The 26,153-nt window shown below is 75.1% G+C and carries 30 protein-coding genes and 1 tRNA gene; 24 read left to right on the top strand and 7 right to left on the bottom strand.

Features of this window, described 5'->3' with window-relative positions:
- The first annotated feature begins 55 nt into the window (after positions 1 to 55).
- From ACGRHY_RS19540 to ACGRHY_RS19495, 10 genes are all read left to right on the top strand, one after another.
- Positions 56 to 1,354: an SCO2321 family membrane protein gene (locus ACGRHY_RS19540; RefSeq protein WP_394636605.1), complete on the top strand. Its 1,299-nt coding sequence runs from the start codon at positions 56 to 58 to the stop codon at positions 1,352 to 1,354.
- A complete protein-coding gene (locus ACGRHY_RS19535) occupies positions 1,351 to 2,040 on the top strand; it encodes an SCO2322 family protein (protein WP_394636604.1) in 690 nt (229 codons plus the stop codon). The genes ACGRHY_RS19540 and ACGRHY_RS19535 overlap by 4 nt, the downstream gene beginning before the upstream one ends.
- Positions 2,037 to 3,218 carry an energy-coupling factor transporter transmembrane component T gene (locus ACGRHY_RS19530; protein ID WP_394636603.1) on the top strand — a complete coding sequence of 394 codons (1,182 nt, stop codon included), beginning with the start codon at positions 2,037 to 2,039 and terminating at the stop codon, positions 3,216 to 3,218. The genes ACGRHY_RS19535 and ACGRHY_RS19530 overlap by 4 nt, the downstream gene beginning before the upstream one ends.
- Positions 3,215 to 4,867: an ABC transporter ATP-binding protein gene (locus tag ACGRHY_RS19525; protein ID WP_394636602.1), complete on the top strand. Its 1,653-nt coding sequence runs from the start codon at positions 3,215 to 3,217 to the stop codon at positions 4,865 to 4,867. Before ACGRHY_RS19530 ends, ACGRHY_RS19525 begins: the two co-directional genes overlap by 4 nt.
- Complete coding sequence (locus tag ACGRHY_RS19520; protein ID WP_394636601.1) at positions 4,864 to 5,763, top strand: ECF transporter S component; 900 nt, start codon at positions 4,864 to 4,866, stop codon at positions 5,761 to 5,763. The genes ACGRHY_RS19525 and ACGRHY_RS19520 overlap by 4 nt, the downstream gene beginning before the upstream one ends.
- Positions 5,764 to 5,799: 36 nt before the next feature.
- On the top strand, positions 5,800 to 6,510 hold the full coding sequence (locus tag ACGRHY_RS19515; protein ID WP_394636600.1) for a GAT domain-containing protein: 711 nt from the start codon (positions 5,800 to 5,802) through the stop codon (positions 6,508 to 6,510).
- On the top strand, positions 6,507 to 7,088 hold the full coding sequence (locus tag ACGRHY_RS19510; RefSeq protein WP_394636599.1) for a hypothetical protein: 582 nt from the start codon (positions 6,507 to 6,509) through the stop codon (positions 7,086 to 7,088). Before ACGRHY_RS19515 ends, ACGRHY_RS19510 begins: the two co-directional genes overlap by 4 nt.
- 225 nt (positions 7,089 to 7,313) lie before the next feature.
- Complete coding sequence (locus ACGRHY_RS19505) at positions 7,314 to 7,661, top strand: antibiotic biosynthesis monooxygenase family protein (RefSeq protein WP_394636598.1); 348 nt, start codon at positions 7,314 to 7,316, stop codon at positions 7,659 to 7,661.
- Positions 7,662 to 7,923: 262 nt separating this feature from the next.
- Positions 7,924 to 8,685, top strand: coding sequence for a peptidoglycan-binding domain-containing protein (locus ACGRHY_RS19500; RefSeq protein WP_394636597.1), 762 nt, complete (start codon positions 7,924 to 7,926; stop codon positions 8,683 to 8,685).
- A 237-nt stretch (positions 8,686 to 8,922) separates the two neighbouring features.
- Positions 8,923 to 9,576, top strand: coding sequence for an HAD-IA family hydrolase (locus tag ACGRHY_RS19495; RefSeq protein WP_394638123.1), 654 nt, complete (start codon positions 8,923 to 8,925; stop codon positions 9,574 to 9,576).
- Between the two features lie 157 nt (positions 9,577 to 9,733).
- Here the strand turns inward: ACGRHY_RS19495 and ACGRHY_RS19490 are convergent, their stop codons facing one another.
- Positions 9,734 to 10,315, bottom strand: a complete 582-nt coding sequence (locus ACGRHY_RS19490; RefSeq protein WP_394636596.1) for a TMEM165/GDT1 family protein — start codon at positions 10,313 to 10,315, stop codon at positions 9,734 to 9,736.
- Positions 10,316 to 10,977: 662 nt separating this feature from the next.
- On the opposite strand from ACGRHY_RS19490, the gene ACGRHY_RS19485 reads away from it, so the two are divergent.
- Positions 10,978 to 11,649 carry an HNH endonuclease family protein gene (locus tag ACGRHY_RS19485; protein WP_394636595.1) on the top strand — a complete coding sequence of 224 codons (672 nt, stop codon included), beginning with the start codon at positions 10,978 to 10,980 and terminating at the stop codon, positions 11,647 to 11,649.
- A gap of 92 nt (positions 11,650 to 11,741) precedes the next feature.
- On the opposite strand, the gene ACGRHY_RS19480 is transcribed toward ACGRHY_RS19485, so the two are convergent.
- Complete coding sequence (locus tag ACGRHY_RS19480) at positions 11,742 to 12,497, bottom strand: superoxide dismutase family protein (RefSeq protein ID WP_394636594.1); 756 nt, start codon at positions 12,495 to 12,497, stop codon at positions 11,742 to 11,744.
- A gap of 181 nt (positions 12,498 to 12,678) precedes the next feature.
- On the opposite strand from ACGRHY_RS19480, the gene ACGRHY_RS19475 reads away from it, so the two are divergent.
- Positions 12,679 to 13,350, top strand: a complete 672-nt coding sequence (locus ACGRHY_RS19475) for a DedA family protein (protein WP_394636593.1) — start codon at positions 12,679 to 12,681, stop codon at positions 13,348 to 13,350.
- A 152-nt stretch (positions 13,351 to 13,502) separates the two neighbouring features.
- On the opposite strand, the gene ACGRHY_RS19470 is transcribed toward ACGRHY_RS19475, so the two are convergent.
- From ACGRHY_RS19470 to ACGRHY_RS19460, 3 genes are read right to left on the bottom strand one after another with little or no spacing between them, the layout of a single operon-like run.
- A complete protein-coding gene (locus ACGRHY_RS19470; RefSeq protein WP_394636592.1) occupies positions 13,503 to 14,324 on the bottom strand; it encodes an SAM-dependent methyltransferase in 822 nt (273 codons plus the stop codon).
- Between the two features lie 43 nt (positions 14,325 to 14,367).
- Complete coding sequence (locus tag ACGRHY_RS19465) at positions 14,368 to 14,604, bottom strand: DUF397 domain-containing protein (protein WP_093654814.1); 237 nt, start codon at positions 14,602 to 14,604, stop codon at positions 14,368 to 14,370.
- 3 nt (positions 14,605 to 14,607) lie between these two features.
- On the bottom strand, positions 14,608 to 15,447 hold the full coding sequence (locus ACGRHY_RS19460; RefSeq protein ID WP_394636591.1) for a Sco1979 family transcriptional regulator: 840 nt from the start codon (positions 15,445 to 15,447) through the stop codon (positions 14,608 to 14,610).
- Between the two features lie 169 nt (positions 15,448 to 15,616).
- On the opposite strand from ACGRHY_RS19460, the gene ACGRHY_RS19455 reads away from it, so the two are divergent.
- Complete coding sequence (locus ACGRHY_RS19455) at positions 15,617 to 16,060, top strand: ATP-binding protein (RefSeq protein ID WP_394636590.1); 444 nt, start codon at positions 15,617 to 15,619, stop codon at positions 16,058 to 16,060.
- A 551-nt stretch (positions 16,061 to 16,611) separates the two neighbouring features.
- Here the strand turns inward: ACGRHY_RS19455 and ACGRHY_RS19450 are convergent.
- Positions 16,612 to 17,142, bottom strand: a complete 531-nt coding sequence (locus ACGRHY_RS19450; protein ID WP_394636589.1) for a flavoprotein — start codon at positions 17,140 to 17,142, stop codon at positions 16,612 to 16,614.
- 113 nt (positions 17,143 to 17,255) lie between these two features.
- Here ACGRHY_RS19450 and ACGRHY_RS19445 point away from each other — a divergent pair, with 113 nt between their 5' ends.
- The 9 genes from ACGRHY_RS19445 to ACGRHY_RS19405 all read left to right on the top strand — a co-directional run bounded on the left by ACGRHY_RS19445 (position 17,256) and on the right by ACGRHY_RS19405 (position 24,052).
- The gene (locus ACGRHY_RS19445) at positions 17,256 to 18,440 is read left to right on the top strand and encodes a helix-turn-helix domain-containing protein (protein ID WP_394636588.1); all 1,185 of its coding nucleotides are present in this window, start codon (positions 17,256 to 17,258) and stop codon (positions 18,438 to 18,440) included.
- A 190-nt stretch (positions 18,441 to 18,630) separates the two neighbouring features.
- A complete protein-coding gene (locus ACGRHY_RS19440; RefSeq protein ID WP_394636587.1) occupies positions 18,631 to 19,074 on the top strand; it encodes a DUF6415 family natural product biosynthesis protein in 444 nt (147 codons plus the stop codon).
- Positions 19,071 to 19,580, top strand: a complete 510-nt coding sequence (locus ACGRHY_RS19435) for a hypothetical protein (RefSeq protein ID WP_394636586.1) — start codon at positions 19,071 to 19,073, stop codon at positions 19,578 to 19,580. Before ACGRHY_RS19440 ends, ACGRHY_RS19435 begins: the two co-directional genes overlap by 4 nt.
- 78 nt (positions 19,581 to 19,658) lie before the next feature.
- On the top strand, positions 19,659 to 20,210 hold the full coding sequence (locus tag ACGRHY_RS19430; protein WP_394636585.1) for a gas vesicle protein: 552 nt from the start codon (positions 19,659 to 19,661) through the stop codon (positions 20,208 to 20,210).
- Complete coding sequence (locus ACGRHY_RS19425; protein WP_394636584.1) at positions 20,200 to 21,144, top strand: gas vesicle protein; 945 nt, start codon at positions 20,200 to 20,202, stop codon at positions 21,142 to 21,144. The genes ACGRHY_RS19430 and ACGRHY_RS19425 overlap by 11 nt, the downstream gene beginning before the upstream one ends.
- Positions 21,145 to 21,214: 70 nt before the next feature.
- Entirely contained in the window at positions 21,215 to 21,529 is a 315-nt protein-coding gene (locus tag ACGRHY_RS19420) for a gas vesicle protein K (RefSeq protein WP_394636583.1), read from the top strand.
- Positions 21,526 to 22,344 (top strand): GvpL/GvpF family gas vesicle protein, encoded by an 819-nt coding sequence (locus tag ACGRHY_RS19415; protein ID WP_394636582.1) that lies wholly within the window; start codon positions 21,526 to 21,528, stop codon positions 22,342 to 22,344. Before ACGRHY_RS19420 ends, ACGRHY_RS19415 begins: the two co-directional genes overlap by 4 nt.
- A 286-nt stretch (positions 22,345 to 22,630) precedes the next feature.
- Positions 22,631 to 22,816, top strand: coding sequence for a hypothetical protein (locus ACGRHY_RS19410; protein WP_394636581.1), 186 nt, complete (start codon positions 22,631 to 22,633; stop codon positions 22,814 to 22,816).
- 693 nt (positions 22,817 to 23,509) lie between these two features.
- Complete coding sequence (locus ACGRHY_RS19405) at positions 23,510 to 24,052, top strand: hypothetical protein (protein ID WP_394636580.1); 543 nt, start codon at positions 23,510 to 23,512, stop codon at positions 24,050 to 24,052.
- Between the two features lie 209 nt (positions 24,053 to 24,261).
- On the opposite strand, the gene ACGRHY_RS19400 is transcribed toward ACGRHY_RS19405, so the two are convergent.
- Positions 24,262 to 24,336, bottom strand: a tRNA-Val gene (locus tag ACGRHY_RS19400).
- Positions 24,337 to 24,506: 170 nt separating this feature from the next.
- Here ACGRHY_RS19400 and ACGRHY_RS19395 point away from each other — a divergent pair.
- Together ACGRHY_RS19395 and ACGRHY_RS19390 are read left to right on the top strand one after the other, a co-directional pair.
- Complete coding sequence (locus tag ACGRHY_RS19395) at positions 24,507 to 24,728, top strand: hypothetical protein (RefSeq protein ID WP_394636579.1); 222 nt, start codon at positions 24,507 to 24,509, stop codon at positions 24,726 to 24,728.
- A 101-nt stretch (positions 24,729 to 24,829) separates the two neighbouring features.
- Complete coding sequence (locus tag ACGRHY_RS19390) at positions 24,830 to 26,089, top strand: hypothetical protein (RefSeq protein WP_394638122.1); 1,260 nt, start codon at positions 24,830 to 24,832, stop codon at positions 26,087 to 26,089.
- Positions 26,090 to 26,153 lie beyond the last annotated feature (64 nt).

Below are 26,153 nucleotides of genomic sequence, written 5' to 3'. Positions count from 1 at the left end.
GGTGAGCGCGGCCGGCCGTCCGTGCACGGCTGCGCCACGAGAAAGGCACCCGCCCATGTCCCTGCGCCGCACCACCGCGGCCCTGGCCGCCTCCACCGTGCTCTGCGCGGTCGCGGCCCCCGTCGCCGCCGCCGACGAGTCGCCGTCCGCGCAGGCCCCGGCACAGCGGGACCTGCCGTCCGGGCTGTACGGGAAGGACGACCCGCAGTACGACGGTGTGTGGCGCCAGTCGACGGCCCTGCTGGCCCAGGACGCGGTCGGGGTGAAGCCCGCGTCCGAGGCCGTGGAGTGGCTGACCGGCCAGCAGTGCGAGGACGGCTCCTTCGCCTCCCACCGCCCCGACCCCGCCGAGGCGTGCACCGCGAAGACGGTGGCCGACGTCAACGCCACGGCCGCCGCCGTCCAGGCGCTGGCCGCCCTCGGCGGCCACGGTGAGCGGGTGGAGCGGGCCGTGGAGTGGCTGCGGCTGGTCCAGAACGACGACGGCGGCTGGGGCTTCAACCCCGGCAGCCCCAGCGACGCCAACTCCGTCTCCGTCGTGATCGGCGCCCTGGACGCCGCGGGCGAGGACCCGGCGAAGACGCTCTCGTCGAAGGAGGAGAGATCCCCCTACGACTCCCTGCTCGGCTTCCAGCTCGGCTGCGACGCCGAGGAGGACGAGCGCGGCGCCTTCGCCTACCAGCCCGACGAGAAGGGCCGCCTCGCCGCGAACGACGACGCGACGGCCGCCGCCGTACTGGCCGCCCGGGGCGAGGGCCCGGCCGTCCGGACCGGCGGCGGGGACCGCGGGGCCGCGGAGGCCCTGGAGTGCGGGAAGAACGACGAGGGCGGCGCGGAGCGCACCCCGGCCCGGGCCGCGGACGCCGGCGCCGCCTATCTGACGCGGGTGCTGGAGGCGGGCGGCGGGCACCTGAAGTCCGCCATGCCCGGCGCCGAGGAGCAGCCGGACTACGGCAACACCGCCGACGCCGTGATCGCCCTGGCCGCGGGCGGCCACCTCGACGCCGCCGGGAAGTCCCTTGCCTGGCTGGAGAAGAACCTCGGCTCCTGGGACAAGACCACCGGCAGCCCGGCCGCCCTGGGCCAGCTCGTCCTGGCCGCCCGCGCCGCGGGCGGCGACCCGGCCGACTTCGGCGGGGTGAACCTCGTCGAGCGGCTGAACGACACCGGCCCGGCCCCGGTGTCCGTCCCCTCCGGTACCGACGGCGGCGAGGACGGCGGCCGGCAGGACGCCGCGGAGGACGGCGACGGCGGCAGCGGCTCGCCGGTGATGTGGTCCCTCATCGGCGCGGGCCTGGCCGCCGGAGCGGGCGTCGGCTTCCTGATCAGCGTCCGGAAGAGGCGGGCGCGGTGACCGCGCCGCGCACCGTGCTCGCCGGCGTGTTCACCACCGTGCTCGCCACCGTCTTCACCGCCGTGCCGGCGGCGGTGGGCTCGGCCCCCGCGCACGCCGCGGGCTACCGCTACTGGTCCTTCTGGGAGCACGACGGCGACCGGTGGACGTACGCCACGCAGGGACCGGGCACACTGCGGCCCGAGGACGGCGACGTACTGGGCTTCCGGTTCGCCGTCAGCGAGGACTCCGCCGAGGCCGACAGGCCCCGCGGGGCCGGCGGCTTCGGGGAGATCTGCGGCAACGCCGAGGCCGGGGAGGGGAGCAAGCGGATCGCGCTGAGCGTCGACTTCGGCACCCGGGCCGACGCGCCCGAGGGCGAGGGGCCGCCCCGGGGCCGCACCGAGTGCGCGCGCGTGCCCGAGGACGGGACCGCCGCCGAAGCGCTGGCCGCCGTGCTGAAGCCGCTGCGGTACAACTCCGACTCGCTGCTGTGCGCCATCGCCGGCTATCCGCGCACCGGCTGCGGTGAGCAGGTCTCCGGCTCCGCGGCGAAGACGGCCGGCGCCTCCGGGGACTCCTCCGCTCCCGAGGACACCGCCTCCGGGGACGGCGGCGGCCCCTCCGCCGGGCTGATCGGGGGCGGCGCCGTCGTCGCCGTGCTCGCCGCCGCGGCCGTCTGGCAGGCCCGCCGGCGACGGTCATGACCCCCCGGCAGCCCCTGTCGGCCCTGCGCGCCCCGCGCGCGACGCGCTCCAACGCGCTGCACGCGGGCGCGTGGTGGCTGTGGGCGCTGGGGCTGGCCACGGCCGCCTCCCGCACCACCAACCCGCTGCTGCTGACCCTGATCATCGCGGTCACGGCGTACGTCGTCGCGGCCCGCCGCACCGACGCGCCCTGGGCACGCGGTTACGGCGCCTTCCTGAAGATCGCCCTGGCGGTGCTGGTGATCAGGCTGGTCTTCGCCGTCTTCCTCGGCTCCCCGATCCCCGGCACCACCGTGCTGTTCACCCTCCCCGAGGTACCGCTGCCCGACTGGGCGCGGGGCGTGCGCATCGGCGGCCGGGTCACGGCCGAGGGGCTGGTGTTCGCGCTGCGCGACGGGCTGAAGCTCGCCACCATGCTGGTGTGCGTCGGCGCGGCCAACGCCCTGGCCAGCCCCGCCCGGCTGCTCAAGTCCCTGCCCGCCGCGCTGTACGAGGCGGGGATGGCCGTGGTCGTGGCGATGACGTTCGCACCCCATCTGGTCGCCGACGTCCGCCGGCTGCGGGCCGCCCGCCGGCTGCGCGGCCGCGACGACAAGGGGATCAGGGCGGTGCTGCGGATCGGGCTGCCGGTCCTGGAGGGCGCGATGGAGCGCTCGGTGGCGCTGGCCGCCTCCATGGACGCGCGCGGCTACGGCCGTACCGCGCGGGTGCCGCCCGCCGTGCGCCGCACCACCGCCGCCCTCACCCTGGGCGGGCTGCTGGGCGTGTGCGCCGGGACGTACGGGCTGCTGGCCGCCCAGGGCGCGGTCTACGGACTGCCGGTGCTGCTGCTCGGGCTGGCCGCCGCGCTCGGCGGGCTGTGGCTGGGCGGGCGCCGCGCGGTGCGCAGCCGCTACCGGCCCGACCGCTGGGGAACGCGCGCCTGGCTGGTGTCGGCCTCCGGCGCGGCGGTCGGCGCGGCCGTGGCCTGGGCCGCCGGCCTCGCCCCGGAGGCCCTCACCCCGCCCCCGGTGCCGCTGACCGCGCCCGAACTGCCGCTGTGGCCCGCCGCGGCCGTACTGGCCGGGCTGCTCCCGGCCTTCGTCGCCCCCGTACCCGCCCCCCGAACCGAAACCGACGCCGGGTCCGTCTCCCGCACCGGGCAGACCCCGCCGGCGAAGGAGACGACCCGCGCATGATCCGATTCGACCAGGTCTCCGTCACCTACGGGGACGGTGCCGCCCCCGCCGTGCACGGGGTGGACCTCACCGTGCCCGAGGGCGAGCTGGTGCTCGTCGTCGGCCCGTCCGGCGTGGGCAAGTCCACGCTGCTGGGCACCGTCTGCGGGCTGGTGCCGCACTTCACCGGCGGCACCCTGCACGGCCGGGTGACCGTGGACGGCCGCGACACCCGCGCGCACCGGCCGCGCGAACTGGCCGACGTCGTCGGCACCGTGGGCCAGGACCCGCTGGCCCACTTCGTCACCGACACCGTCGAGGACGAACTCGCCTACGGCATGGAGTGCCTGGGCCTGCCGCCGGACACCATGCGCCGCCGCGTCGAGGAGACCCTGGACCTGCTGGGCCTGGCCGATCTGCGCGACCGCCCCGTCGCCGCCCTCTCCGGCGGACAGATGCAGCGCGTCGCCATCGGCTCGGTGCTGACCACCCACCCCAGGGTGCTGGTGCTGGACGAGCCGACCTCCGCGCTCGACCCGGCCGCCGCCGAGGAGGTGCTGGCCGTCCTCCAGCGGCTGGTGCACGACCTGGGCACCACCGTGCTGATGGCCGAGCACCGTCTGGAGCGCGTGGTGCAGTACGCGGACCAGGTGCTGCTGCTGCCCGCGCCCGGCGCCGCGCCGGTGCTGGGCGAGCCGGCCGAGGTGATGGCGCTCTCACCGGTCCGTCCGCCCGTCGTCGCCCTGGGGCGGCTGGCCGGCTGGTCCCCGCTGCCGCTGTCGGTGCGGGACGCGCGCCGCAGGGCGTCGGTGCTGCGGGAGCGGCTGGACGCGCTGGAGCAGCCCGCCGAACGCGGCGGGCCGGACGGGCGCGGCGGGCCGGACGGCGCCGAACCGCTGGCCCAGGTCTCCTCGCTGTCCGTGCGCCGCGGCCGGATCACCGCCCTGGAGAAGGTGGACCTGACGGTGCGGCCGGGCGAGACGATCGCGCTGATGGGCCGCAACGGCGCGGGCAAGTCCACCCTGCTGAACACCCTGGTCGGCATGTACGAGCCCGCGCGCGGCACGGTGCGCCTGGGCGGTGCGTCCGGCGCCGTGCCGCACCGCACCCGGCCCTCCGAACTGCTGCGCCGAGTCGGCCTGGTGCCGCAGGACCCGCGCGACCTGCTGTACGCGGACACCGTCGCCGCCGAGTGCGCCGGCGCGGACCGCGACGCGGGCGCCGAGCCCGGCACCTGCCGCGCCCTGGTCTCCGCCCTGCTGCCGGACGTCCACGACGGCACCCACCCGCGTGATCTGTCGGAGGGCCAGCGCCTGGCCCTGGCGCTCGCCGTCGTCCTCACCGCGGCTCCTCCCCTGCTGCTCCTGGACGAGCCGACGCGCGGCCTGGACTACGCGGCCAAGGAGCGGCTGACGGATGTGCTGCGCGCACTGGCGGACGACGGCCACGCCGTCGTCCTGGCCACCCACGACGTGGAACTCGCCGCCGAACTCGCCCGCCGGGTGGTGATCCTGGCCGACGGCGAGATCGTCGCGGACGGCCCCAGCACCGAGGTCGTCACCTCCTCCCCCGCCTTCGCCCCGCAGACCGCGAAGATCCTCGCCCCCCGGCGCTGGCTCACGGTCGGCCAGGTGCGGGCCGCGCTGGAGGAAGCGGGGGTGGGCGTGTGACCGGCGCCCCGGACACCCCGGGCACCGGGCGGGCCGAACGAACCGACCGGACCGACCGCCAGGTGCGCGCCGTACGGATCGGGCCGCGCTCCGCCGCGGCCCTGGGCATCGTCTCGGCCATCGGGGTGGCCGCCTTCGGCTGGCCGCTGCTGGCCGACTCCGCCTCCGGGCTGGCCCACTCGGGGGACGCGCCCTGGCTGTTCGCGGCGCTGCTGCCACTGCTGCTGGCCGTGGCGGTGGCGGCCGTCGCCGACACCGGGCTGGACGCCAAGGCCGTCGCGATGCTCGGCGTGCTGGCCGCCGCGGGCGCCGCGCTGCGCCCGCTGGGGGCGGGCACGGCGGGCCTGGAGCCGATGTTCTTCCTGATGGTGCTCTCCGGCCGGGTGCTGGGGCCGGGCTTCGGGTTCGTCCTGGGCGCGGTGTCGATGTTCGCCTCGGCGCTGCTGACCGGCGGGGTCGGGCCGTGGCTGCCGTTCCAGATGCTGTCGATGGGCTGGGTGGCGATGGGCGCGGGCCTGCTGCCCGGCCCCCACAGTCTGCGCGGGCGGCGGGAGCTGGCGCTGCTCGCCGCGTACGGGGCCGTCGCCTCGGTGCTGTACGGCGTGGTGATGAACCTCCAGGGCTGGCCGTTCATCGGCGGACTGGCCAGTGGGATCTCCCATGTCCCCGGGGATCCGCTGGAGGTGAAGCTGGCCAAGTTCGCCGCCTACGTCCTGGCCACCTCCCTGGGCTGGGACCTGCCGCGCGCCCTGCTGACCGTGGTGCTCACCCTCACCGTGGGCGGCACGGTGCTGCGGGCGCTGCGCCGCGCCACACGTCGGGCGGCGTTCGACGCGCCGGCGTCCTTCACCGGGGCCCCGTTTGCGCGCAGCGAGGGCGGCAACGCGGAGAGTTGACAGCCCGAGCAAGGGGACACTCGTGGAAGGCGAGCCATGTCCACAGGTTTGATCATCACGTTGATCGTGGCGGCGGTCGTCGTCCTCGCGATCGCCGCTTTCCTCGCCAGGCGCGGCGGCGGACCGCGCTCCGTCAAGCGGCGGTTCGGTCCGGAGTACGAGCGGACCGTCGCCCAGCACAACGGCGACACCAAGGCCGCCGAGCGGGAGCTGAGTGAGCGGCTCCAGCGCCACGGCGAGCTGCGGACGAAGCCTCTGGCCCCGCAGGAGCGCGAGGAGTACGCGGCCCAGTGGGCCGCCGTGCAGGAGCGGTTCGTCGACGCGCCGGTCGAGGCGGTCGTCTCCGCCGACCGGCTGCTGAGCCGGCTGGCCGAGGCGCGCGGCTTCCCCGGCGACGGATACGACGAGCAGGTCTCCGCGCTCTCCGTCCACCACCCCCGGCGCGTCCAGGGCTACCGCGAGGTGCACGCCGTGGCCGTACTGGCCCGAGAGGGCCAGGCCGACACCGAGCGGCTGCGCGAGGCGCTGGTGCACGCCCGCGCCCTGTACGAGGACTTGATGGAGCAGTCCGCGCACGACTCCCACGGCGGTGGGCGGCACGACCACGACCACGAGCGCGGCCGTGAGCACGGCCGTGAGCACGAGCACGCCGACGGTTCCGGATCGCGGAACCACGGCCGCCTCTCCGAGCGGCTGCACCTGCCCGGAGCGGTGCGCCGCCACGACACCTCCGGAGGCAGGGCATGAGCAACAACGGACACATCCCCCAGGAACGCCGGGCCCCACTGGCCGACCGCGCCGGCCGGCCCGAGTGGACGGACGACGCGCCCCCGGCCGACCGCGCCGGCCGGACGGAGCCGATGGCGGCGGTGGAACCGGTGACGCCGGCCGGGTCCGCGGACCGGGCGGACGGGCAGGCCCCGCCCGCCTCCTCCCCGCACGGGCCGCCCGAGAGGAACACCGGGACGGCGGCGGGACCGGGGACGGAAACGGGGCCGGGGGCGGCGGCGCACGGTGACGCGAACGGACACCGCCCGGGAGGCGGGAACGGCGGCACCGGCCTGCTGACCCCCGAGGAGCGCGAGCGGTTCGGCAGGCGGCTGCACGACGCGGTGACGGGTTTCGTCGACGGGCCGCGGCGCTCGGTCGAGGAGGCGGACACCGTGTTCGAGGAGATCTCCCGCCGCATCACCGAACTGCTCGCCGAACACCACCGCGAACTTCGCGAGCCCTGGCACGGCGAGGACTCCGCGGAGCGCACGGAGGATCTGCGCAGGGCGCTGCGGGAGTACCGCGACGCCGCCGACCGGCTTCTGCGGCTCTGACCCGGAGACCGTGGCCCGAAGGCCGTGATCCGGCAGCCGCACCCGGCGGGCCGGCCCCGATCGGGGCCGGCCCGCCGCCGTGTGCCCGTACGCGCCCGCGCGGGCGCGTACGCGAAGGGCCGCGGAGACGGCCGTTCCCCGGAGCGCCCACCGCACAGCACCACAAGCCGGACCGGCCGCCGTGCCGCGGCCTCCGCGGACCGGGGCGGGAGGCACGATGGGGGTATGAGCATCGTGAAGATCAACGTCCTGACCGTCCCCTCCGAACAGCGGGAGGAACTCGAGCGGCGGTTCGCCTCCCGGGCGGGAGCGGTGGAGTCCTCCGACGGTTTCGAGTGGTTCGAGCTGCTCCGCCCCCTGGAGGGGACCGACCGCTACCTCGTCTACACCCGCTGGCGCGACGAGGCCGCGTTCCAGGCATGGATGTCGGGCCCGATGAAGTCGGCGCACCAGGGCGGGGGCGGAGGCCGCCCGGGCGGCGGCGCGGGCCGGGGCCCGGCGGCGTCCGACTCCGACGTCTGGACCTTCGAGGTCGTCCAGCAGGCGGCTCCGAAGCCCGGGGCGGGGGGCTGAGACCCGGTCCCGGCCCCGGGCGGGGTGCCCGGGGCCGGGACCGTCGGCAGCGTGCCGGGCGGGTCCTGCGGGGCCCGGGCGGACGGAGGTGACCGGCGGGTACAGAGGGGGCGGAGGGCGTCCAGTAACCTCTGTGGCACTTTCCGATGGAGGGGAGCTCGCAGTGGCGGATACGCCCATCTGCCCCATATGCCACAGGCCCGCGGACGACTCCGGCCGGGCGAGCTGCCGTTGCGCCGGGGTCGAGGTGCTGCCGCGGCCGGTGACACAGCCGGACCGGGGGCCGGACCCGGCCGACCTGGCGATGTTCCCCGAGGGCGCCCGGCGGGCGGACGGCGACACCGCGCCCCTGCCACTGGTGACCGGTGGCCGGGCCGCCCCGCGCCGCCGCATCGGACGCGGCATGGCGCTGGCCGTGGGCGGCACCGCGGTGGCCGTGGTGGGTTCCGGCGTACTCGTGGCCGGGCTGTTCACACGGGGGGGCGACCCCTTCGACGAGGCCAGGTTCGGCGATCGCGGCGGCGCCCCGACAGCGGTGGTGCCCACCGACGGCAAGGGCCGGGAGTCGGCCGACGCCGGTCCCGGCGGTTCCGTGTCCCCATCGGCCTCACCGTCGGCCACGGCGCCCCCCTCCGTGTCCGCGAGTCCCCCGCGGAGCCGTACGCCGTCCTCCTCCCCCACCCCCTCCCGTACCGCACAGGCCTCCGCGAGCACCTCCCCGGCGTCCTCAGCCCCCACCACTCCGGGCGGGGACGGCTGGGACGACGACTGGGACGACGACGGCGGCCCGCCGCGCACGCTGCGCGAGGGCGACTCGGGTCCGGAGGTCACCGAGCTGCAGTACCGGCTGGCCGCGGTGGGCACCTACGACGCCCAGAAGCACGGCGTGGACGGCGCGTACGACCGCGATGTCACCGAAGGGGTGTCCACGTTCCAGACCTGGTACGGGGTGCGGGGCGACCCGGAGGGCGTCTACGGGCCGCACACCCGGCGCGCCCTGGAGAGGGCCACGCGGAGAAGTTGACGCCGTGCGGAGTGGCGCAAACGCGGAATGCTTTGTATCGTGGAGGAACAAAGTGGCTCCGCCCGTTCCCCGTCCCTGGCGACGGGGGCCCCTGACCCGGCGGGCGGGCCACTTGTCCTGCCTTCCCAGCCGCTGGAGCCACCTGTCATGCCCTCGGACACCCCGGACTCCCCGAAAGCCCAGGACGTCCAGGACGTCCAGGACGCCCGGCACACCGGCGGCACGCCCACCGCGCCGATGGCGGCCCGCGCACTGCTGCTGGACATGGACGGCACCCTGGTCGACTCCGACACCGCCGTCGAGCGCGTCTGGCGCGACTGGGCCGCCGGGCACGGCCTGGACGGGGACGAGGTCATGAAGGTGGTGCACGGCCGGCAGGGCCACGCCACGATGGCCGAGCTGCTGCCCGACCGCCCGATGGAGATCAACCACGCCGAGAACCGGCGCCTGCTGGAGCGGGAGACCGCCGACACCGAGGGCGTGGTGCCGGTGCCGGGCGCCCGCGCCTTCCTCGCGGCGATCGAGGACCTCCCCCACGCGCTGGTGACCTCGGCCAGCGCCCCCCTGGCCACCGCCCGGATGAACGCGGCGGGCCTGCGGACGCCGCCGGTGCGGGTCACCGCGGAGTCGGTCGGCGCCGGCAAGCCGCATCCGGAGGGCTTCCTGAAGGCCGCGGCCGAACTGGGCTTCGCACCGGAGGACTGCGTGGTCTTCGAGGACTCCGGGGCCGGTGTCGCGGCGGGCCGCGCGGCCGGGATGCGGGTGGTCGGCGTCGGGCCCCGGGCGGCGGCCTTCGGACCGACCGCCCATGTGCCGACGCTGGAGGGAGTGCGCGTGGAGCCCCTGCCCGGCGGCGGACTGCGCCTGCACCTGTCGTCCGGGGCCCGCTGAGCCCGCACCGCCTCCCCTCCCCCCGAGCGCACGCCCTCCGCCTGGAACCTTCCTCCCCGCCGGTTCCGGGCGGGGGCGTGGTCACTCACGGTGCCCCGGCCGCCCGGCCGGGGCACCGGCGGTGGCAGGCCGGGCGGTCCGCCCGGCCTGCCACCGGTCAGCCGGTGAACGCCTCGTAGAAGCTGAGAGCGGAGAGCACCAGCATCACGCCCGCCGCGATCCGGGAGATCAGGCGCAGGGGCACACGGCGCATCAGCGCGCGCCCGCCCAGGATGCCGATGGCCGCGACCGACCACAGGGCGATCACCGCACCGAGGGCGACCGAGAGCGGGTTGTCGTAGCGGGCGGCGAGGTTGGCCGTCATGATCTGGGTGAGGTCACCGAACTCCGCGACCAGGATCAGCATGAAGCCGCTGCCCGCCACCTTCCAGAAGGACTGGTCGGAGGGCCTGCGGACCTCCTCGTCACCGTCGTCCTTCCTCAGCAGCAGCATCAGCGCGCCCGCCAGGAACAGCGCGCCGGTGATCCCCTGCACCAGTTGCCGCGGAAGCAGGGTCAGCACGCTGCCCGCGGCGACGGCCAGCGCGACGTGCAGCACGAAGGCGGCCGCGACTCCGGCGAAGACGTACGAGGCCCGGTAGCGGGTGCCGAGTACCAGCCCGGCGAGCGCCGTCTTGTCGGGCAGTTCGGCGAGGAAGACGACGCCGAAGGTCACTGCGGCGGCGGTGATGCTGAACATGCGGGAAGAACCCCTCGTCGGTCGGGCCGCCCTGCCGAGGGGCCCGCGGGGGCGAGCACGCTTCGGCACGGCAGCGTCGTGGGCGGCTTGTGTCAAGCCGTGGACACTGCGGCCGAAGGTCTCGCTGGCACGGTGCGCGAACACCGGCTCCGGGCGCCGGGCCGGCCGTACGGGTACGGCGCGGCCAGTATGTCGACGGTCCGGCGAAGAGCTACTCCCCTTCAGACGCCGACCAGCGTACGCGATGCCCCGCGCGCCCCCGCGCCCGCCGCCGGCCGGGCCGCCCGCGCATGACGGTCTCCCGGTCCGCGCCGCACCGCCGTGACCGGCGCGGACGCCGGTACGACGTCCGCGCCCGCCCGGCGGTGCGGCGCGCCGCCGGCGTGACCGGCACCACGGCCGCGCCGGACCCGGGCCCGGCCCCGGGCCGAACGGCGACCGGGGCGGGCCGCGACGGCCCCGCGACCGGCGGCTCCGGCGCTCCGCGCCGGCTCCGCACGCGGACCCGGCGCTTCGAGCGCGTCGACCAGTGCGGGCAGCGGTCTTGATCTGACGTGCTCATGTCGTCATCCTGTCATCTGGCACCCGCCGGGAGGAAACCTTTCGGCGCCACCCTGACGGCGTTCCTTCCACTCAACTTCCCCCATCACCAGGGAGTCCGTATGCACGGCATGCGCCTGCCCGCTTCGCGGCGCAGCTTCTACGCGCGTCGATCCACCACCCTCGGCGCGCTCATCGCTCTCTGCGCCGGTCTGCTGTTCCTGAGCGCTCCCACCGCCCAGGCCGCGCCTCCCACCCCGCCGAGCGCGTCCACCGCCCGCTCCTACCTCGCCTCCCTGACGGTGCGCGCCGAGGGCTCGTCGGACGGCTACAGCCGCGACAAGTTCCCGCACTGGATCACCCAGAGCGGCACCTGCAACACCCGCGAGGTCGTCCTCGAACGCGACGGCACCAACGTGGTGCAGGACGGCAGGTGCGCGGCCGTCAGCGGCCGCTGGTACTCGCCCTACGACGGCGCCACCTGGTACGCGGCCTCCGACGTGGACATCGACCACGTCGTGCCGCTGGCCGAGGCGTGGCGCTCGGGCGCGAACTCCTGGACCACCTCCAAGCGGCAGTCGTTCGCCAACAACCTGTCCATCGCCCAGCTCATCGCCGTGACCGACAACGTCAACCAGTCCAAGGGCGACAAGGACCCCGCGGAGTGGATGCCGCCGCGCTCCACCTACCACTGCACCTACGCCCGGATGTGGGTCTGGGTGAAGTACAGCTACGGCCTGTCCGTGGACTCCGCCGAGAAGAGCAGGCTCGGCAGCGTGCTGAGCGGCTGCTGACCGGGCGCGGCACCCGCGGCTGAAACCCGCGGCCGGAAGTCGGCGGGGCCCGGCCGAACGCCCCGGCCGGGCCCCGCCCACAGCCGCCGCCTCTAACTCCGGGGCTCCGGGTCGAGCCCCACGGTGACGCAGGCCACCCGCCTGCCCGCGTCACCGGCGCGCCCCGGCTCGTGCCGCGTGCGGTGCTCGTAGATCACCACGGACCGCGCCTCGCCGACGCGGAAGCGCCACATGTGGCTGGACAGTGCTCTGCCCTCGCCGTGCTCGTCGGTGGTGAAGTCGAGCCAGACCTCGTTCTCGGGGTTGACGTGGCGGGGGCCGGCGGACGAGCCACGCGGGACGGGGACGTTCCGGTAGCGCGGGCCCGAGTCCCCGGGCCGGACACCGCACGGCCCGGTGTGGACGTGCGCTCCGTATCCGCGCTCCTCCGGCAGCCCGCGCACGCCCAGCGCGACCGTCATGCTCCGGCGGCTGTCGTACCGGGCCACCGAGATCCCGGCTCCGACGGGGACGAGGGCCCGGTCGTACGTCACCGCGGCCGGCACGGTGGACTTCCCCGGCGGGGCGAACTCGGCGCCCGCCCACGCCACCCGGTGCCTGCCCCCGATCCCGAGACCGCCGATGCCGATGTCGGCGGCCGACTCGACGGCGCCGAGGAGCTCCGCCGTCTCGGCGGGTTCGGCCGCTCCCGCGCCGCCCGCCGGCCCCGCGGCGGTCAGCAGTGCCGCCGTCGCGACCGCCGCGGCCACCGCCCTGCCGGCGGTCCCGCCCGCCGGTTTCCTGCCCACCGGTTTCCTGCCCGCGGCCCTGTTCGCCGTCCTGTCCGCCGGTTTCCTGCCCCTGAGCATGTCGGCCCCTCCTGCTCGGTTCGTCGTGTCGTTCCGTACGGCCGCCCATGCTCCGCCGACTCCGGCCGGACGGTGGGGAGATGACGTGCCGCGGCACCCCAGCTGATCCTCACGGGTGACGCGGGCGTACGCTGATCGGCGGTAGGCCGCCTCGCGGCAGGGGCCGCACCGGGGGGTGAACGTGCAGGAAACACTGGGGGAGTTGATCTACGCCCCCTGGGTCTACGTGCTCATAGCGCTGTCGGTGCTGCTCGACGTCTTCCTCCCCTTCCTGCCCAGCGGCGTCATCGTGATCGCGGCGGCGGCCACCGCCGCGGGCACGGCGGCCGACGCGGCCGCGATCGCCGCGCCGGCCCCGGACGCCCCGCTTCCGACCGTGGGCGCGCTGGTGCTGTGCGCGGCCGCGGCGTCGGTCCTGGGCGACCTGGCGGTGTACCGGCTGGCCCGGCGCGGCGGTGACCGCTTCGCCCGGGCCGTCACCCGCTCACGGCAACTGGCCGGCGCGCGGGAGCGGCTGGGCCACGCGCTGGCGCACGGCGGGGGTCCCCTGGTCGTGCTCGCCCGGTTCGCTCCGGGCGGGCGCTCGGTGATCAGCCTGGTCGCCGGTGTGGAACAGCGGCGCACCAGGGAGTTCCTGCCGTGGTCGGCCCTGGCGGGCCTGGCCTGGGCCGGGTACGGGGTCGGCGCCGGCTATGTGGGCGGTCAGTGGCTCGGGGCGACGTGGCTGGGGACGGCGGTCTCGGCGCTGGCCCTCTTCGGCGCGGGGGCCCTGGCCGCCTTCCTGGTGCGGCGCGGACCGGCACCGGCACCGGCATCGGCATCGGCATCGGCATCGGCGGCACAGTCGTCCTGAAGCGCCCCCACCCACGCGGGGGCGGCGCCCGGGGACGGACCGCACGTCCCCGGAGCCGGAGGTGACGGCCCGCCGGGCGCCCGGGCCGTACGCGTACGCCACCTCCGGGCGGAGGCGACGGCGTGCGGTGCGGGGCGTGCGGCGCCCGCCCGTCAGGGCTTGCGGGCGACGGCCGCGTAGAGGGACACCTCTGCGTCGGAGGCGTCCGCGAGCGGCTGGTCCGGCTCCGGCCGCCAGCGGTGCGGCACGGTCAGGCCGGGATCGACGAGCTCCAGCCCGTCGAAGAACCTCAGGATCTCCTCACGCGTCCGGGCCTTGGCGGAGGCCGCGGAGCCGGACATGGAGAGGCTGCCGAGGCGCTCCCAGGTCTCGGGGGCGAGGTCGGGGGTGCAGTGGGTGAGGGTGAGGTAGCTGCCCGACGGCATCGCGTCCACCAGCCGTGCGACGATCTCGTGCGGCCCGCTCTCGTCGCTGATGTAGTGGAGCAGCGCGTTGAGGGAGAGCCCGACCGGCCGGCTCAGGTCCAGGGCCCCGTGGAGCTCGGGGTGGCTCAGGAGCGAGTCGGGGTCGGTCGCGTCCGCGTGCAGGTACGCGGTGCGGCCCTCGGGGGTGCTGCGCAGCAGCGCCTGCGCGTAGCGCAGCACGATGGGGTCGTTGTCGGCGTAGACGACCCGGGCCTCGGGCGCGATGGCCTGGACGACCTGGTGCAGGTTGGGCTCGGTGGGTATGCCGGTGCCGATGTCCAGGAACTGCCGGATGCCCGCCTCGCGCACCAGCCACCGGGACGCCCGGTGCATGAAGGCGCGGTTGACGCGGGCTCCGGTGCGTACCCCCGGCCAGAAGGAGATGACCGCCTCGGCACCCTGGATGTCGGCCTCGTAGTTGGTCTTTCCTCCGAGGAAGTAGTCGTACATACGCGCCGAGTGCGGTCTGCTGGTGTCGATGTCGTCGGCGGAGAAGCCCTGGGCGGTCATGTGGTCTCCCGTGGGGGGTGATCGCGGTCGGCGGCGGTGCGGTTCAGGCGAGCAGGAAGTCGGCTTCCCCGAGCTTGGCCCCCCGGATGAAGGACTCGATCTCCTGGTAGGTGTAGATCAGCGCGGGGCCGTCGGGGTCGCTGGACTGCCGCAGGGCCACCCGTCCGTCGCCGAGCTTCATCGCCTCCACGCAGTTGCCGCCGTTGGTCCCGCTCCACGGCTTGTGCCAGCCCTCGGTCCCTAGCTCCTTGGCCGGCATCCCGTTGTAAATGTGACCCATCGGTCAGAACTCCTTGCGAATGTCACCGAGCAGCTCCTCGGTGTGTCGTACTGATACGGCCTGCGCGCCCATGCGGTCCAGGACCTCCAGGTAGACGGCCGTTTCAGGGTGTTCGTCCAGGTAGACGGCCCCTGTGAGGCTCTCGGTGTAGACGATGTCCGGCAGTTCCGGTATGTCGAAGCGGAACAGCTGGAAGGGCCCGAACATGCCCGGGTGCGGGCCCGCCCCGAACGTCAGGATCTGGAGGGTGACGTTCGGCAGCGCGGCCGCCTCCGTGAGCCGGTCGATCTGCGCCCGCATGATCTGAGGCCCCCCGACGGGCCGGTGAAGGACCGTTTCATCAACCACGACCCACAACCGCGGGGCGCCCGGTCCGGCCAGGAGCCGCTGCCGGCCCGTGCGCAGCGCGACCCGGCGCTCGAGCTCGTCGTCGGCCGCGTTGGGGAACCCGGTGCGCAGCAGGGCGCGGGCGTAGTCCTCGGTCTGGAGCAGGCCGGGGACGCAGTGTGGCTCGTAGCCGCGGATGACGGAGGCGGAGCCCTCCAGGCTGACGTACAGGCCGAACCAGTCGGGCAGTACGTCACGGAACCGGTGCCACCATCCCGGCCTGCGCGACTCCTCCACCAGCGCCAGGAAGGAGTCGGTCTCCTGCCGTCCGACGCCGTACGTCTCCAGCAGCTTCTCCACGAACAGCGGTTTCAGGCCGACTTCGGCCTTCTCCATCCGTCGTACCGTCGCGGCGTTGACGCTGAGCGCGGCAGCGGCCTCCTCGAAGGAGTACCCGGCCTTTTCCCGCAGGTCGCGGAGTCGCAGACCGAGCACGATCCGCCCGACGGTCGCCACGTTCCCTCCCTCGAAACCCCTGGTCGGACAGAGAGTCTGACACACCGTCTATGACGTATGCAGCCTGCCTCGAATATTCTGCAATTTGCAAGACGCCTCTTGCCTTCTGCCTACCGCAGCGAGGATAGTGAGGGCCCCCACAGGCAGAAGTACGGAAAGGCGGGTGGCCGTGGCGCTCTCCCCAGGCACGATGACGCTCCCGGGACCGGTCGGCGTGTGCCACGACCTGCGCCAGGAGACATTCGAGCTGCCGGCCCAGCCCTTCTCCGTCGCCGACGCCCGTGACCGCGCCTTCGAGCGCCTGCTCCAGTGGGGCTTCGCCCCGGAGGTCTGCCGCACGGCGCGGCTGGTGGTCTCCGAACTGTTCACCAACGCCGTGCTGCACACGGACAGCGACCGCATCGGCTGCCTGCTGTACGTCGCCGACGGCCAGATACGCATCGAGGTGCGCGACCAGGGCAGCTACGCCAGCACCCCGGTCCTGTGCTTCCCCCGGGCCGACGAGGAGCGCGGCCGGGGACTACAGCTGATCGAATCGCTCACACAGGCCTGGGGGGTGGAGTCCGCAGGACTCGGACTGGGCCACATCGTGTGGGCCGTCATCCGGCCCTGAGCCGTCCGGAGCCGGATGACCGCAAGGGCCCGGGTCCCCTCCCGGCGAGGGGAGGAGACCCGGGCCCTGCGGAAAGGACCAGGCCCGAGCCGCGTGGGGGCGGCTCGGGCCTTCCCCCTGCCGGCCTTCGTCCCACGAGTCCCCGACGGCCGGCACCGGCCCGGGATCTTTCCGCCGGTTCCTCCCCCCGCGGCCGGTCTCCCGGCACCACCTTCGGCGGTATGACGAACGGCGACCAGCCGTGGCTCGCCCCGGTCGGCACCTGCCGGTGCGGCTGCGGCACCCCGGCCGGCTCCGGCTCCTCCTCCGCCCCCGGCCAGGACAAGACGGCTGAGGCAGCGCTGCTCGCGGCCCGGTACGGCGGTTCCGTGGCGCGCCTGCTCCACCACCACGGTTTCGCCTCCGACCGCTCCGTCCCGGACGCGGCGGCCCGGGAGGGGTACCGGGGCAGGTGCGCCCGTGCAGCCGCAGGCGCACCTGCCCCGGTACCGGCGACCACCGCGGGAGGCGCGCCGGCTGAACAGGCGCACCGGGGCGGAGCGCGCCGCCGGTCAGCCCCGTTCCACCGCCTCGTGCGCCGCGTCCAGCGCGAGGTGCCACGGGTACTCCTCGGGGCGCCCCTGTCCCGGCGGGTTGGGCACGAAGCCGCCGGGGCCGTACAGCACCCGCACGCCCTCCCCGCGCAGCACCTCCAGCGAGCGCTCGAACTGCGGATGCCGGGCGTAGGTGGAGTTCAGGCACGGCATCACCACCAGCGGGATGCGCTTGCCCATCGCCTCCGCGGCGAAGCCCACGACGAACGTCGAAGTGATGCCCAGCGCGAAGGCGTTGACCGTGTGCAGGGTCGCCGGTGCCACCACCACGACATCCGTCCTGGGCCACGTCTCGGGCCGGCCGTAGGGCCGGTAGGCGCTGCGCACCGGGTGGCCGGTCAGCTCCTCCAGCTCCGGCAGCCGGTCCTCCAGCCACTCCCGCGCGCTCGGCGTCAGCCCCAGGCACACCTGCCACCCCCGCGCCTGCGCGTCACGGATCGCGCGGTCGACGTAGACGACGGGCGGGGAGGCGCAACCGAACAGGTACATGACTCGGTTCCTCATGCTCCGCAGTTCACCACACCTGATCAGTGCGAACTCACTGGGACGGGCGGCGGGTCGCGGGTACCGTTCAGATGCCGCGAGAAACGGAGGGACCCGGTATGCCCGCATCCGACGACGAGCACATCGGTAACCGGATCGCCGCCCAGCGCAAGCGCGCCGGACTCACACAGCAGGGACTCGCCCAGCGCATCCCCTACTCCTACAGCCTTCTGCGCCATGTCGAGAGCGGCCACAAGAGTGCCTCCCCGCAGTTCGTGGCCGCCGTGGCCAGAGCGCTGCGCACCGATGTCGCCACCCTGACGGGGCAACCCGCGCACTCCGCCCGGCCCGACCGCGTCGACAGCCTGGTCCGGCCCATCCGCGAGGCGCTCGACCTGTACGACCTGCCGCCCGACTCCCGCGGCACCGACCTGCCCGCGCCCGAACTGGTGGCGGCCGCAGACACGCTGTGCCGCGACGTACGCGGCGCCCGGCTGTACCAGGCGGCCGCCGGCCTGCCGGGCCTCCTGACGGACCTGACCGCCTCCTGCCGGGAGCACCCGAGCACCGAGCTGTGGTGCGCCCTGGCGTCGGCGTACCGCAGCGCGCACGACGTGACGACGAAACTCGGCAGCTACGACCTGGCCGCCGTGGCGCTGGACCGGATGGGCTGGGCCGCCGAGCACGCCGGCGACCCGCTGCTCGGCGCGATCCGCCAGTACAAACGGGCCCTGTCCTACCGCAGCCGGGACGCCGAACACCGCATCGGCCTGCGCATGGTGGCGGTCGGGCACGATCTGCTGCGCCAGACCGGGGAGAGCACCGAGAGCCTCGCGGTGGCCGGGCAGCTCCATCTGGGCGCGGCCGTGATCGCGGCACGCGCGGGCGACGGAGCGGCCGTGGAGTCCCATCTCGCGCGGGCCGGGGAGATCGCCAGGCGCACCGGCGAGGTGGGAGCGGTGCACTGGCTGTCCTTCGGCCCGGCGAACGTCGGAGCGCACGAGGTGTTCGCCCGGCTGGAGCTGCACCAGTACGACGCGGCGCTGGGCGCGGCGCGCGCGGTGCACCCGCCGCGCGGCTGGGCCGCCTCCCGGCGGGCCGCCCTGCTGGTCGACCGGGCCCGTGCGGAGATGGAGACCGGCCGGATCGAGGCGGCACTGGCCTCACTGGCGCAGGCGCGCGCGCTGGCGCCCCAGCAGACCCGCTTCCACCCCCGGGTGCGGGAGACGGTGCGCGGCCTGCTGAACCTGCGCCGCAGGTCGCCGGACACCCTGACCCGAATGGCCGCGTGGGTCGGCGCGTGACGGCACGTGACGGCTGACCGCGGACGCCGGGACGTGTGCGTCCGCGCGCACCCGCCGACGGTACCTGTCACCGAAGAGTGACAGTTGAGGACCGGTCACGCCGCCACGCTGTCTCCGTAAGCGACCATGAACAAGTCCGGGGGACCTCGTGCAGACGACACCAGACGCCATCCCACCTGCGGCCCCGCCCGTGACCGGTGAACCGCCCGGCCGGGTCAGCCCGTTCGGCCAGGCCGGCCCGGAGGAGACCGAGCCGCGGGATCCGGCGGCCGATGCCGACCTGCCGGAGGCGGCCGTCCTGGTGGACGCCGCCGCCGTCCAGCACACCATCGGCCGCGCCCTGGCCCACGGCAGCGCGCCCCTGCACCACGGGGAACTGGTGGAGCTGGAGGCCCAGTTACGCGACCACATCCGGCTGCTGCTGCCGATCGCGCGGGCCCGCGCCGCCGTCCTGCGCCCCAGCACCGCCCAGTGGCTGCGCTACCGGGCGCGGCTGGACTGGATCACCAACCAGGCCGGGCGGGGACTGGACGGCGGACTGCACTCCGCCCGGCAGCAGGTGAGGTCCCTCGCACACGACTGCCGATGGCTGCTGCGGCAGACCCCCGAGTGGAACAGGAAGGCGACCCCGTGACCATCTCCCCGCACTCCGCACCGGCCGGCGCCGCCGTCCAGCCCCCGCCGACCGGCTGGCTGGACCCCACCGGCCGCGTACCCGCAGTCCTGGCCGCCTGGGAGCACGGCGCACTGGGCGAAGTGCCCACGGGGATCGCCTGGGACGTGGTCCGCGTCCCGCTGCCCCTCGCCCGGGAGACGGTCCGCAGGATGCGGGCGGCGCGGGCCCCGCTCGGCCCCGTGCTCTCCACCCCGCTCGGCGCGGACTTCGTCGTCGCCCTGGGATCGGCGGACGGCTGGGAGGTCGCCGGCATGTCCGTCCTGTGCCGCGGCACCCTGGTGCTGCTGCCGCACCCGGACGTCGTGGAACCGGACCTGATCGGCGATCGGGGCTGGATCGTCCGCCCTTCGGACCGGTCGCCCGCCTGGGGGCCCGACCTCCGTGACGCCTACGCCGAGGCCCGCGCCGCCGCCGCGGCGGCCAAGGCGGCCAAGGCGGCCAAGGCCGCGGAAACCCCCGGGTGACAGGGGCGTTGGGCCGTACGCCCGGCTGAGCCCGCACCGCGGACGCATGGGAAGCGGTCACCCGGATAGGCGTAACGGGTGAGCGATTACCAGGAGAGAGGCGTTCCCGCCGAGGCCGACGCGGTCCGGCCCGCGGCGCCGCGCGTACCCGCGGCGCCGCGGGCCCGGACGCTGACACCCCAGCCGCTTGAGCCGCGGCGGGACGGCGAGGGCAGCCTCGCCCACGTGGTGGAGACCCTCCTCGACAAGGGGCTGGTGCTCAACGCGGACATCATGGTGTCGGTGGCCGGTGTCGAACTCCTCGGCATCCGGCTGCGGGCGGCGCTGGCCTCCTTCGAGACCGCCGCGCGCTACGGCCTGGAGTTCCCCTCCGGCACCGATGTCGAGACGGCCGCCTGGCGCGAGGCCCGCGAGGAGAGGGACACCTGTCCCGAGTGCGGAAAGCGTTCGCCGGTGCGCCAGCTGCTGGAGGACATGTGCCCGTGGTGCGGCTGGCGCAGCGCCCAGGCCCGGCTGACCGGGAGCCGCGCCGACCCGCGCGCCCTCCCCGACGACGCAGGCCCGGGCGACGGTGCCCCCGGAGACGGCGGAGACCCAAAGGACGGCGGGAGCGGTGGCCGTGACGGCTGAACGCCCGCCGATGAAGCCCACCAGGGACCCGCGCGTGACGCTGGACGACCTCGTCGAGGTCCTGCTGAACAAGGGCGCCGTCCTCCACCTGGACCTCATCGTCTCGGTGGCCGACATCCCGCTGATCGGCGTCAGTCTGCGCGCCGCGATAGCGGGCATGGAGACCATGCTGGAGTACGGCATGCTGCGCCGGTGGGACGAGGACACCCGCGCCTGGGCCGAGCGCTCCACCGGACGCCGCGAGCTCGAACCGCGCGCCGGGGAGAGGCACGTCGTCCACATGCGCGGCGGACATCTGCTGGAGGACGGCTTCCAGACCACCTGGCGGCCCGGCACCGTCCACCTCACCGACCGGCGGCTGGTCGTACTGCGCCGCGAGCCGCGCGAGGTGCTGTGGGAGACGGAGCTGGCGGCGGTGCGCGCGGTGCGGCCGGAGACCGAGCGGACCATCGGCGGCGAACAGCGCACCAGGCTGCGCGTCGTCCTGGCCGGCGGCCGTCGGGCACTGCTGTCCTGCACCGAGCCGGAGAGGCTGCGAGCCCTGCTGGCCGGTACGTGCCCCGGCCCGCTGGAGACGTCCCCCGCCGGCCCGGAACAGGAGGACGGCCACGACGGCAGAACGGTCCTCGAAGGCCACCTCTGGTACCACGAGCCGCGCCGCGGCGGCCCGCTGTGGCGCGGCGGGCAGGGGCGGCTCACCCCGGACGGGCTGGTGTGGAAGTCCCCGCTGGACGCCCGTCCCGCCCTGGTCCTGCCCGCCGACGACATCACCGCCGTCCACACCGCGCCGGAGCGCTCACCGGCCGGCGGGGGGACGGTGATCACCGTGGAGACGGCCTCGCAGGGACCGGTGACGCTCACGGCCGACGAACCGCGGCGCTGGGCCGGGGCACTGGACTCGCTGCGCGGCGCGGCACCGCTGGCCTCGGCCTGACACACGCGTACGGCGGCCCCCGTAGGACAGCGGGCGGGAAGCGGGCGGGAAGAGAAGGACGGAGAAGATCATGGCCATCACAGTCGACGAGAAGAGCCTCAAACAGGGGGTGCTCTCCCTGGTCGTCACCCTGGTCGAGGTGATCCAGGAGGCCCTGGAGCGGCAGGCGCTGCGCCGGATGAACGGCGGCGACCTGACCGGGGAGGAGCTCGAACGCCTGGGCGACGCCCTGCTGGAGCTGGACGAGGCGATCGAGGAGATCAAGTCCGACCACGGCATCACCGACTCCGTCGCCGACCTGCACCGGGGCCTGGACGAGGTGGTGGACGACGTGGTGGACAAGCTGGTCAACCCCGCCCGCTGGGCCGAGGAGGCACGGCGGTGACGGAGCCTGCCCTGTACGTGTACGCGGTGGTGCCCGACCGGCCCGGCGCCGCCGACGACGTCACCGGGATCGACGGGCGCCCCCTGCGCCTGCCGGCCGCCCCCGGCACGGGACTGGCCGCGCTGGTCCACGACGCGGAACCGGTCCCCTACCAGGGTTCGGACGAGGACGTGCGGCGCCGGGTGGCCGAGCAGGACCGGGCGGTGGTGGCCGTGTGGGAGCGCACCGGCGCGCTCCTTCCGATGACGTTCAACATGCTGGTCGCCCCCGCCCCCTCGCCGCAGGACCCCCGCACCGCCGAGGAGCGCCTGCGCGACTGGCTCACCTCCCGCGCGGCCGGGCTCCGCTCCCGGCTGGAGGCGCTGGACGGCCGCGCGGAGCTGAGGGTGGAGATCACGGTCGACCGCACGGAGTCCGCCCGCGACGACGAACGCGCCCGCGCCCTGGAGGCGGAGATGGCAAGCCGCTCCCCCGGGCTGCGCCGTCTGCTGGCCAAGCAGCTCGAACAGCTGCGCCGGGAGTCCTCCGAGCGCCTGGCCGACGTCCTCCACGCGGATGTGCGCCGCAGGCTGCTGGCCGTGGCCGAGGACATGCGGGAGCGGGCGCGCGGCGTACGCGACCCGGGCGAGGCGGACGTCCTCTCGGCGGCCCTGCTGGTGCGCACGGAGGACATCGAGGCGGTCGGCGCCGTGCTGGCGGCCGTCCGGGACGAACAGCCCGCCGCCCGCATCCGCTTCCTCGGCCCCTGGCCGCCGTACACCTTCGCCGACCTCCCCGACGGCCCCCGGGACCCCGCCGCCCCGGAGCGGGGTTAGACACCGGCCGGTCCCTGCACGCCGAACTCCGCCGCGGGGAGCCCCGGCGCGGCGCAGGCCTCCCGGACGGCCTGCTGCTCGGGCTGGTCGATGTGGCCGTCGGCGCCGGCGACGATGCCGGTCCGGACGACGGCCCCGGCAGCGGAGCTGACCCGCCCGTGGCGGGAACTCCTGGCACGCGATCGGCAGTGCCCTCCTGTACGGGGTCACCGTTCCGAGCGGGAGGGGTGCGGTCACGTGGCGGGGGGGACGCGTCGCACACGCGGCCAGAAGGACAGGCGAGCACGTGGCCGAATTCGTCGGCGAGACGCTGCTCGCGGCGGCACTCGCCGTAGTCGCCCGCCTCATCCTCGCAGCGGGAGTCGCCGTGTTCCCGGCGGGCCGGAGGACCAGCCCCCTCGCCGCCGGCGGCCCGCTCGGTGGCTTCCTGCTCCTCGTCGGCTACGGCGCACGGGGGGGTATCCCGACGTGAACACCGGACCGGCACCACGCCACCGGGATCTTCCAGGGTGTTCCAGCCTTCAGGCCGGATCCGCATCCGCGCGACGGACGGATGTTCAGCCCGTCCGGCTTCCCCCGTGTGGCTGCCGAGACGATGAGACCACGCCGCGCGTGGGCGAGCAGCACAAACATCATGATCTTCGGCACCGTCTCCGAACGGCGTTCACCTGACGGAGCGAGGAGGGGCGCGGATGTTTCCCAGCGGTGGGCCGACGCGTCCCTCCTGGGCGAGCTGGGGCCCGCGCTCGCCGGTCTGTGCTCCTCACGTGAGGGGATCACGACCGTACTCGCGCCCGAGGCAACGGGGTTTCTTCCCGGGCCTCTGGTGGCGGCCTCCCTGGGGGCGGGCTTCGTCGAGATGCGCGGGGGACCGAGCGAGGCGGAGCTGGGGGCCAGGTCCTGCTGCGCAGCACGCCACCGGAACTACCTGAGCCGTACCGTCGAGTGGGGCATACGGCGCCGTCGGCTGTGCTCCGCACACCGGGTGCCCTTTGTGGACGACTGGGCGGACACCTCCGCCACAGCCCGGACCGCACGCCGTCTGGTGGGGGCCTCGGCCGAACCGTACGCTCACCCACGGCTCGGCCGGCCGTCGAACCCACGAATCGGGCCTCCACCGGGCAGCGACAGCGCTGGAGGCCCGACCTCTCGCTTTGGAGCGACCATGGTTTACGCACGCCCCCTGAAGGCAGCCGCGGTCACGATCATCGCCACAGCGGCCTGCCACCTCACGATGAACGCCGGGTTCGCGTGGGCCCGCGGCCAGGAACCGGACCACCCGGACGACTGGGCCGGTGTGCTCGAATTCGGTGCCACCGTCCTCGCCACGTGGATACTCATGCCCCTGGTGCTGGGGATCGGGATGCGCGTCCTCGGCGAACGGCGCACCCGGCTCCAGATCCTCCTCGGCACACTGCTGTGGACCGGCGTCTCCTTGACGTACGTCGACGACGTCGACCGCCCGGGTGGACTCATGCCCGTGCCGGTCCTGGTCTCATTCGTCCTGGTAGGCGCACTCCTCGGCGCCCACGACCCCGGTTCCGCCCGTAACGGCAATGGGACGGCTGGAGGGTGCCCACGGACGGGGCGATCTCGCAGGCCCGTCACCGGCTCGGTGAGGCGCCGCCGCGGAACCTGTTCGACGAGGTCTCAGCCCCGATGGGCGATGAGCGCACTCCGCGGGCGTTCCGGCGGAATCTGCGGCTGACGGCGCTGGACGGTACGGTCTTCGGCCTTCCCCCGGATCGGCCATGAGCGCTGACCACGAGAAGACCCCAGGCCGCGGGATCGCCTCCCACCGCAGGTGCAGAGGTCTGTCGCGGAAGGAACTCGCCAGGCTCCCGGACCGCTCGGAAGCCCGGGTGTCAGGGGTGACGCGGGAGACCCCCGGCCCTGGTGGGCCGGGGGGCTTCTCCCTGGTGGGCGCAGACGGGTTCGAACCGCCGACATCTGCCTTGTAAGGGCAGCGCTCTACCGCTGAGCTATGCGCCCGGGGTGAGCCCACAGCGTACCGTGCCGCACCGTGCGCGCCACAAACGCGGGGGCGGGGGCTGTCCCCGCCCCGGGCCCGGTGGGGCGCCGGATGCCGTCGGCAGGCGGGAATCCATAGCGTCGGCAGGGCCTCGCCGAGCAGCCCCGCCGAACGGATACGGAGACCGCCCATGACCGCCGAGACCCGCCGCGGCACCGTACGCGCCCTGGTCGCCGTCGTTCTCGCGGTCGCCGCCACCGCCGGGGTGGCCGGGTGCGTGGACGCCGGTGACGACAACGGCGGCACCCGGGTGGAGGTGCCGCGGGGTGGTGCGGGCGCTCCGGCCGTGACCGTCCGCGCCGCCAACGGCGATGTGACCGTGCGCCTCGCACGTCGGCGGGACCGGTCGTGAGGTGACCGCACCGGTCGCCTCCCGTGTGTTCCCCCGGACCGGGTGGGAGAATGGCAGCCGGGCCGGTGAGGGCGTACGGGGAGAGGACACACGTGGCGGCGATGAACGGCGGCGGCGCACGCCGCTGGGGCTGGGGAGGCGGCGGGCGTGCCGAGAACCGGCGTGCCGAGGCCCAGACCGCCAAGGACGCGGCGGCCACCGCGTTCTACGAACTGGACACCGCGCAGCGGGATCTGCGGATCTCCATCGAGACCCTGGCGGCCGTCGACGACTCCCCGGGCGCGCGCCGGGCCGTCGAGGACTTCGCCGAGTTCGGGCGGCGGATCGACCAGGTCAGCCACGAGTACATCGCCACCGTGGACGCCCACGACCTGGAGCGCGACGATCTGGACGCCGACACCGCCTCCCGCGCCCGCCGGGCGCTGGACAGGGCCCGGGAGGACCTGGAGCGCACCCGCGCGGATCTGGAGGGGTTCGGGCAGGGGCTCGGTCCGCTGCTGGAGAAGGCCGAGACGCAGCTCGCCCGGCTGGCGCCCGCCGTGGAACGGGCCCGGCAGGCGCTGCTGGGTGCGACGAAGGCGCTGGACGCCGTACGCGCCGCCGGACTGCGGGCCGACGAGGCGGCGGCCCGGCTGGCCGCCCTCTCCCCCGAGCTGACCAGGCTCAATGAGGGCGCCGCGCGCCACGGCGTGCGGGACACCCTCCAGCGGGCCGAGCGCGTGCTGCGGGATGCGGAGGGGATGCGCAGGGAGGTCGAGCTGCTGCCGGAGCGGGCGGCCGGGACCGACCGGCGGCTGTCCTCCCTGCGCACCCGCGCCGAGGCGCTGCGGCACCGGGCGGAGAACGTCGGGCCGGTGCTGAGCGAGCTGCGGCGGCGGTTCACCGTCGCGTGCTGGGAGGACCTGCAGAACGTGCCGGAGCAGGTGGCGGGCGCGGTGCGGCAGGCGGAGGAGAAGCTGGCCGAGGCGCGTACCGCCCGGCAGGAGCAGCGGTGGGCGGACGCCACCGCCCGGCTGTCGACGGTGCGGGCGCTGCTGAACGACGCGGACGAGGCGGTCTCGGCGGCCGGTGAGCGCCTGCGGCGGCTGAACGAGGTCTCCTTCGACCACAGCGGCGAGGTGGAGCGGACTCGCTTCGCCATCCGCGACGCCCAGCGGCTGGCGATGGCCGGGCGCAGCCATCCCGATCCCCGGCACGCGGGTCCACTGGACGACTCGGTGACCCGGCTGGAGCGGGCGGTGGCGGGGCTGTCCGGGCGGCACCCGGACTGGTGGGGCTTTGTGACGGAACTGGACGCCATCCGCGAGACGGTGGCGGCCGTGGTGCGCCGGATACGCGAGGAGCGTGCGGCGGGCGGCTGAGCCGCGCGGCCGTGGACGGCCCGGTGGCGCACAGATGTACGTACGCGGTCCGGTCGCGCCATGG

The organism is Streptomyces shinuiensis (genome assembly GCF_043660855.1).
GTDB lineage: Bacteria > Actinomycetota > Actinomycetes > Streptomycetales > Streptomycetaceae > Streptomyces.
The sequence above is the reverse complement of the archived record's forward strand: the minus strand, read 5'-3'. Positions and strand labels throughout refer to the sequence as shown.